Genomic DNA, 5930 nt, shown 5'->3' with positions numbered 1-5930 from the left:
GCTGGTTTCTTCGGCGCGCCAGGCGATCAACGAACTGAAGGTCGATCTGCTGGTTGTCCCCATCGAGAAAAAATAGTCGCGGCCGCCTGCGGGCGGCTGCCGTTTTCCATTCGCATCGCTTTTCTCTGGGTGAAGATAACCGCATACCTGCAATAATCCCGCTTGCTGACAATCCGCCCGAAAAATAGTGACTGACCGCAATTTTATTTTCTCCATCAATATGTTGGCCAAAATCCGATAAAGGTTAATCCAGCGCATTGAAATCACTGCCATACCTCATTTGGGTTAATAAACCGCACGTTTTGACTGGCTCTCCGCGGAGGGGCGCCTTATCCTCGGGGTAATGAGATTTGTATGACTTATATAAATACGTTCACATGGAGGAGGTCTCATGCGTTTTGACAATAAAGTCGTGGTTATCACCGGTGCAGGCAATGGCATGGGGGAAGCGGCGGCGCGGCGTTTCTCAGCCGAGGGCGCGATCGTGGTGCTGGCCGACTGGGCCAAGGAAGCGGTAGACAAGGTCGCCGCTTCGCTGCCGAAGGGCCGAGCGATGGCGGTGCATATCGATGTGTCCGATCACGTCGCGGTTGAAAAAATGATGAACGAGGTGGCGGAAAAACTGGGCCGCATCGACGTCTTGCTGAACAATGCCGGCGTGCATGTGGCGGGCAGCGTGCTGGAAACCAGCATCGACGACTGGCGTCGCATCGCCGGGGTTGATATTGACGGCGTGGTGTTCTGCTCCAAATTCGCCTTGCCGCACCTGCTGAAGACCAAGGGCTGCATCGTCAATACCGCGTCGGTGTCCGGCCTGGGCGGCGACTGGGGCGCGGCCTATTACTGCGCGGCGAAAGGCGCGGTGGTCAACCTGACGCGCGCCATGGCGCTCGATCACGGCGGTGACGGCGTGCGCATCAACTCGGTCTGCCCGAGCCTGGTCAAAACCAACATGACCAACGGCTGGCCGCAGGAGATCCGCGACAAGTTCAATGAGCGCATCGCGCTGGGGCGTGCGGCAGAGCCGGAAGAGGTGGCGGCGGTGATGGCGTTCCTGGCCAGCGACGACGCCAGCTTTATCAATGGCGCCAACATTCCGGTCGATGGCGGGGCGACCGCCTCGGACGGCCAACCGAAGATCGTCTAAGCGTTAACGCACAGGCCCGGCCAGGATGACCGGGCCTGTTGTTTTTAGACGCCGATGCGGTCGCGCAGCGTGTAGTAGGCCGCGCCGATGGCGGTGAACGGGATCTGCAGATTGCGTCCGCCGAAGAACGGCAGGTGCGGCAGCTTAGCGAAGGCGTCGAAGCGTTCGGCGTCGCCGCGCATCAGCTCGGCGATCAGCTTGCCCGCCAGATGGGTGCAGGTCACGCCGTGGCCGCTGTACCCCTGCATGTAGTACACGTTATTCTCCAGCCGGCCGAACTGCGGCATGCGCGACAGCGTCAGCAGGAAGTTGCCGGTCCAACGATAGTCGATACGCACCCCTTTCAGCTGCGGGAAGGTCTTCAGCAGCTTCGGCCGGATCAGGTTGTCGATGTCGTCCGGATCGCGCGCGCCGTACACCACGCCGCCGCCGTACAGCAGACGATGATCGGCGGTGATGCGGTAGTAATCCAGCAGGTAGTTGCAGTCCTCCACGCAGTAGTTCTGCGGGATCAGCGCCTGCGCGATCTCCGGCGCCAGCGGTTCAGTGGTCACCACCTGAGTGCCGCACGGCATGCTGCGCTTGGCCAGCCGCGGTTCCAGCTTATCGCCCAGATAGGCGTTGCCGGCGACGATGACGAAACGCGCCTTCACCTGGCCATTGGCGGTGCTGATGAGCGCCGGTTCGCCGTGGCGAATGTTCGTCACCGCCGATTGCTCGAAGATGCGCCCGCCCTGCAGGCGGATCGCCTCGGCCTCGCCCAGCGCCAGATTAAGCGGATGGATGTGACCGCCGCTGTGATCGAGCAGCGCGCCGACGTAGCGATCGCTGGCGACCTCCTGGCGCACCCGATCCGCATCGAGCAGTTCGAGCTGGGTATTGCCGTAGCGCTCCCAGTTGCGCTTTTGCTCGATCAGCGCATGAAACTGCTTGTTGTTCAGGGCGGCGAAGATGCCGCCGGGACGGTAGTCGCAGTCGATGGCGTAGCGGCTGATGCGGCTGCGAATGATCTCCGCGCCTTCGAACATCATGCTGCCGAGCAGGCGGGCGCTTTCCGCGCCGTAACGCTCTTCAATCACATCGATGTCGCGGCTGTAAGAGTTGACCAACTGGCCGCCGTTGCGGCCGCTGGCGCCGAAACCGATGCGCGCCGCTTCCAGCACCACTACGTCGTAACCGGCTTCCACCAGGAACAGCGCGGAGGAGAGGCCGGTATAACCGCCGCCGATCACGCAGACGTCGCATTCGATCGATTCATTCAGTTGCGGATAGGGCTGATGTGCGTTGGCCGTGGCCGCATAATAGCTTTTTACGTGTTCAGTCATGATGTAAGCCCTTATTCCAGCGAGATCCAGGTGGTTTTCAATTCGGTGAATTTGTCCAGCGCATGCAGCGATTTGTCGCGGCCGTTGCCGCTCTGCTTGTAGCCGCCGAACGGCACGGTCATATCGCCGTCGTTGTAGTTGTTGACGAACACCGTGCCGGCCTTCAGTTGGCGCGCCATGCGGTGCGCGCGCGCCAGATCGCGGGTCCAGACCGCGGCGCCGAGGCCGTAGTCGCTGTCGTTGGCCAGCTGCAGCGCCTGTTGCTCGTCGTCGAAGGTGGTCACCGCCAACACCGGGCCGAAGATTTCATCGCGCGCCACGCTCATGGCATTGTCCACCTGGGTGAGGATGGTCGGCCCCAGATAGCCGGCGTGGTCGCCCTGCGGATGGTCGCGCCCGTCGAGGAACAGCGCGGCGCCCTGGCTCAGCCCCCGATCGATATAGCCGGCCACTTTCTCGCAGTGGCCGCTGTCGATCAGCGTGCCCATCACCGTGTCGGGATCGAGCGGATCGCCGGGCATGAAGGTCGCCGCGTGTTTGCGCAGCGCCTGCAGGAACGCTTGCTCAATGCTCGCTTCGACCAGCAGGCGAGTGCCGGCGATGCATACCTGCCCCTGATTATAGAAGATGCCGGCGGCGGCGCAGCGGGCGGCCTGATCCAGATCCGGGCAGTCGGCGAAGACGATGTTGGCGCTTTTGCCGCCGGCCTCCAGCCAGACGCGCTTCATGTTCGATTCGCCGGCGTAAATCATCAGCTGTTTCGCCACCAGCGTAGAGCCGGTAAAGGTGAGGGCGTCGACGTCGCGGTGCAGCGCCAGCGCCTTGCCGGCGTCGTGGCCATAGCCGGGCACCACGTTCAGCACGCCGTCCGGCAGTCCGGCCTGCTGCGCCAATTTGCCGAGCAGGATGGCGCTCAGCGGCGATTTTTCGGAGGGTTTAAGCACCACGCTGTTGCCGGCGGCCAGCGCCGGGCCGAGCTTCCAGCAGGCCAGCAGCAGCGGGAAGTTCCAGGGCACGATGGCGCCGACCACGCCGATCGGCTCGCGCTCGATCAGCGCCAACGCCTCGCGACCGGTGGGGGCGATTTCGCCGTACACCTTATCGATCGCTTCGGCGTACCAGCGGATGCAGCGGATGGCGCCCGGCACGTCGTCGCGCAGGCTGTGACGAATCGGTTTGCCGGTGTCCAGCGTTTCCAGCAGCGCCAGCTCTTCATGATGCTGTTCCATCAGATCGGCGAAGCGCAGCAGCGTGGTTTTGCGCTGCGCCGGGGCGGCCTGGGCCCAGTCGCCGCGTTCAAAGGCGGCGTGCGCCGCGCTGACCGCCCGATCGATGTCGGCGGCTTCGCCGCGCGCGACCTGCGCCAGCTCGCGGCGGCCGGCGGGATCTTCCACGGCGAAACGTTTCCCCGCGGCGGCCGGCTGGTAGCGGCCGTCGATAAACAGCTGGTGCTCAATCTTCAGGGCCTGCGCCCGTTGTTGCCAATACTGCAAATGGTGAAAGTTCATGCCTGGCTCCGTTGATCAGAATGTCGTCGGCGTATGGGCGCTGATAATCCGGCAAATGCGCGCCGACGTGTTGCTGAAACTGTGGGGAATGCCGGTATTGATGGCGTAGCTCTGCCCGGCCAGCAGGTGATAGCTCTGGCCATTGACCTGCAGCACCACTTCGCCTTCCAGCAGCGTGCCGATCTCTTCCCCTTGGTGTTTGATGCGCTCGCCGGTGGTGGTGCCCGGTTCGTAGGTCTCGATCATCATCGCCAGCGTGCGGTTCGGGTCGCCGTTATGGATCAGCTTCATCGATACGCCCTGGCTGCCGATCTCGATCAGGTCGTCGCTGTCTATCACGATCTGCGGCTCAGCCGGTTTTTCCGGTTCGGCGAAAAACGCCGACAGCGACAGACCGTACACCGTCAGCAGCTTTTGCAGCGTGCTGATGGCCGGGCTGACCTTGTCTTGCTCGATAGTACTGATGGCGCTGTGGGTTAACCCAGACAGTTCGGCGACCCGGCGCTGCGACAACCCTAATTGTTGACGGATCTGCGACAGACGTTTTCCCGGTGCCAAGCTGACGTCGCTCATGGGCGTTTTTCCTTTTGATAGTTCCGACAGGCGGTGATGAAACCATCAAACAACAGGCGCGACAGGGCGTACTCGTCGCTGTTCCACTCCGGGTGCCACTGCACGCCGAGCGCGAAGGGCTGATCGCGCACGCTGATCGCCTCCACCAGCCCGTCAGCGGCGTGCGCCTCGATGCGCACGCTCGCGCCCAGGGTTTTGGCGCCCTGGCCGTGCAGCGAGTTCACCCAGAATCTGTTGCAATCCGGTATCAGTTGCGAAAGCAGCCCCCCTTCCTGAACGATGACCTCGTGGGCGGGGGCGTATTGCTGTTCCAGCGGCAGGTCGTGATCTTCACGATGCTCCAGCAGCTCGGGCAGTTCATACAGGCGGCGATGCAGGGTGCCTTGAGTGGCGACCACCATTTCCTGCATGCCGCGGCAAATGGCGAAAAGGGGAATGCGCCTGTCGAATGCCTGGCGGATCAGCGCCAGGCTCAACGCGTCTCGGCCAGGATCGGCGTCAGGCTCATCGCCGTTTTCACCATAAAGGTGCGGCTGCACATTACTGGGGCTGCCCGGCAGCAAAATGCCGTCGAGGCGCGGCAGCAGTTCCGCCAGCATTTCCGGCTCCGCCAGCGCGTGCGGCAGGGCGATCGGCAAGCCGCCGGCGGTGATAACGGCATTCAGGTACTTTTCTTGCAAGGTCTGTGTGAGGTGCCCGTTTAACCTATACCTGCACATGACGACGCCAATGACTGGTCTGTTAAATATATTGTCCATGCTATCCCCTTGGTACGTTCGAAATTATGAACGATAAGCTTCTCCACCGCCGATTTCGTTCAATATTCTATAAATCTAGCAGTCGATTGGGCAATATTCAAACCAAAAGTAACACTTGCAAAACAAATTTGTTTCATCTACGTTTCATTTGTGGGCATTATATTGAACAAGACGGTCAATAAACATCGACGACAGCAAAACACAAACGGCGGGTGAACCATGCAGACCAACATCGTAGAAGTGGAAAACTTTGTTCAGCACAGTGAAGAGAGACGAAGTAGCGCGTTCCAGCGCGAAGTGAAGAAGTATTTGGAACGTTATCCGTTAACCCAACATGTCGACGTACTGTTGACCGATCTGAACGGCAGCTTTCGCGGCAAACGCATCCCGGTCGGCGGCCTGAACAAACTGGAGAAGGGCTGTTACTTCCCGGCGTCGGTATTTGCGATGGATATTCTCGGCAACGTGGTGGAAGAGGCCGGGCTGGGGCAGGAGCTGGGCGAGCCGGATCACGTGTGCGTGCCGGTGCCGGGCACGCTGACGCCGTCGGCGGCGGACCCGCAATATATCGCGCAGGTGCTGCTCACCATGCTGGATGAAGATGGCACTCCCTTTGACG

The 5930-nt window shown here is 61.4% G+C and carries 6 protein-coding genes and 1 pseudogene; 2 read left to right on the top strand and 5 right to left on the bottom strand.

Features of this window, described 5'->3' with window-relative positions:
* Positions 1-273 (bottom strand): hypothetical protein (locus ADK28_RS32265; RefSeq protein ID WP_161802727.1); only part of this gene is annotated, 273 nt, incomplete at its 3' end.
* A gap of 118 nt (positions 274-391) precedes the next feature.
* Here ADK28_RS32265 and ADK28_RS22275 point away from each other — a divergent pair.
* On the top strand, positions 392-1147 hold the full coding sequence (locus tag ADK28_RS22275; RefSeq protein WP_016928044.1) for an SDR family NAD(P)-dependent oxidoreductase: 756 nt from the start codon (positions 392-394) through the stop codon (positions 1145-1147).
* Between the two features lie 44 nt (positions 1148-1191).
* On the opposite strand, the gene ADK28_RS22270 is transcribed toward ADK28_RS22275, so the two are convergent.
* Genes ADK28_RS22270 through puuD form a run of 4 tightly spaced genes read right to left on the bottom strand, consistent with a single transcriptional unit; the run spans position 1192 to position 5311 of the window.
* Complete coding sequence (locus tag ADK28_RS22270) at positions 1192-2472, bottom strand: NAD(P)/FAD-dependent oxidoreductase (RefSeq protein ID WP_033633265.1); 1281 nt, start codon at positions 2470-2472, stop codon at positions 1192-1194.
* An 11-nt stretch (positions 2473-2483) separates the two neighbouring features.
* A complete protein-coding gene (puuC, locus tag ADK28_RS22265) occupies positions 2484-3980 on the bottom strand; it encodes an aldehyde dehydrogenase PuuC (protein ID WP_048796689.1) in 1497 nt (498 codons plus the stop codon).
* 15 nt (positions 3981-3995) lie between these two features.
* A complete protein-coding gene (gene puuR / locus ADK28_RS22260; RefSeq protein WP_016928041.1) occupies positions 3996-4553 on the bottom strand; it encodes an HTH-type transcriptional regulator PuuR in 558 nt (185 codons plus the stop codon).
* Positions 4550-5311: a gamma-glutamyl-gamma-aminobutyrate hydrolase gene (gene puuD / locus ADK28_RS22255; RefSeq protein WP_025302552.1), complete on the bottom strand. Its 762-nt coding sequence runs from the start codon at positions 5309-5311 to the stop codon at positions 4550-4552. The genes puuR and puuD overlap by 4 nt, the downstream gene beginning before the upstream one ends.
* Before the next feature lie 219 nt (positions 5312-5530).
* Between puuD and ADK28_RS22250 the strand changes: the two are divergent.
* Positions 5531-5930: pseudogene (locus ADK28_RS22250) on the top strand (glutamine synthetase); the annotation flags it as partial.

It is taken from the genome of Serratia sp. 506_PEND (assembly GCF_001076875.1).
GTDB classification, from domain to species: domain Bacteria; phylum Pseudomonadota; class Gammaproteobacteria; order Enterobacterales; family Enterobacteriaceae; genus Serratia; species Serratia marcescens.
Note: the sequence above shows the minus strand (reverse complement) of the source record. Positions and strands in the feature narration are given on the sequence as shown.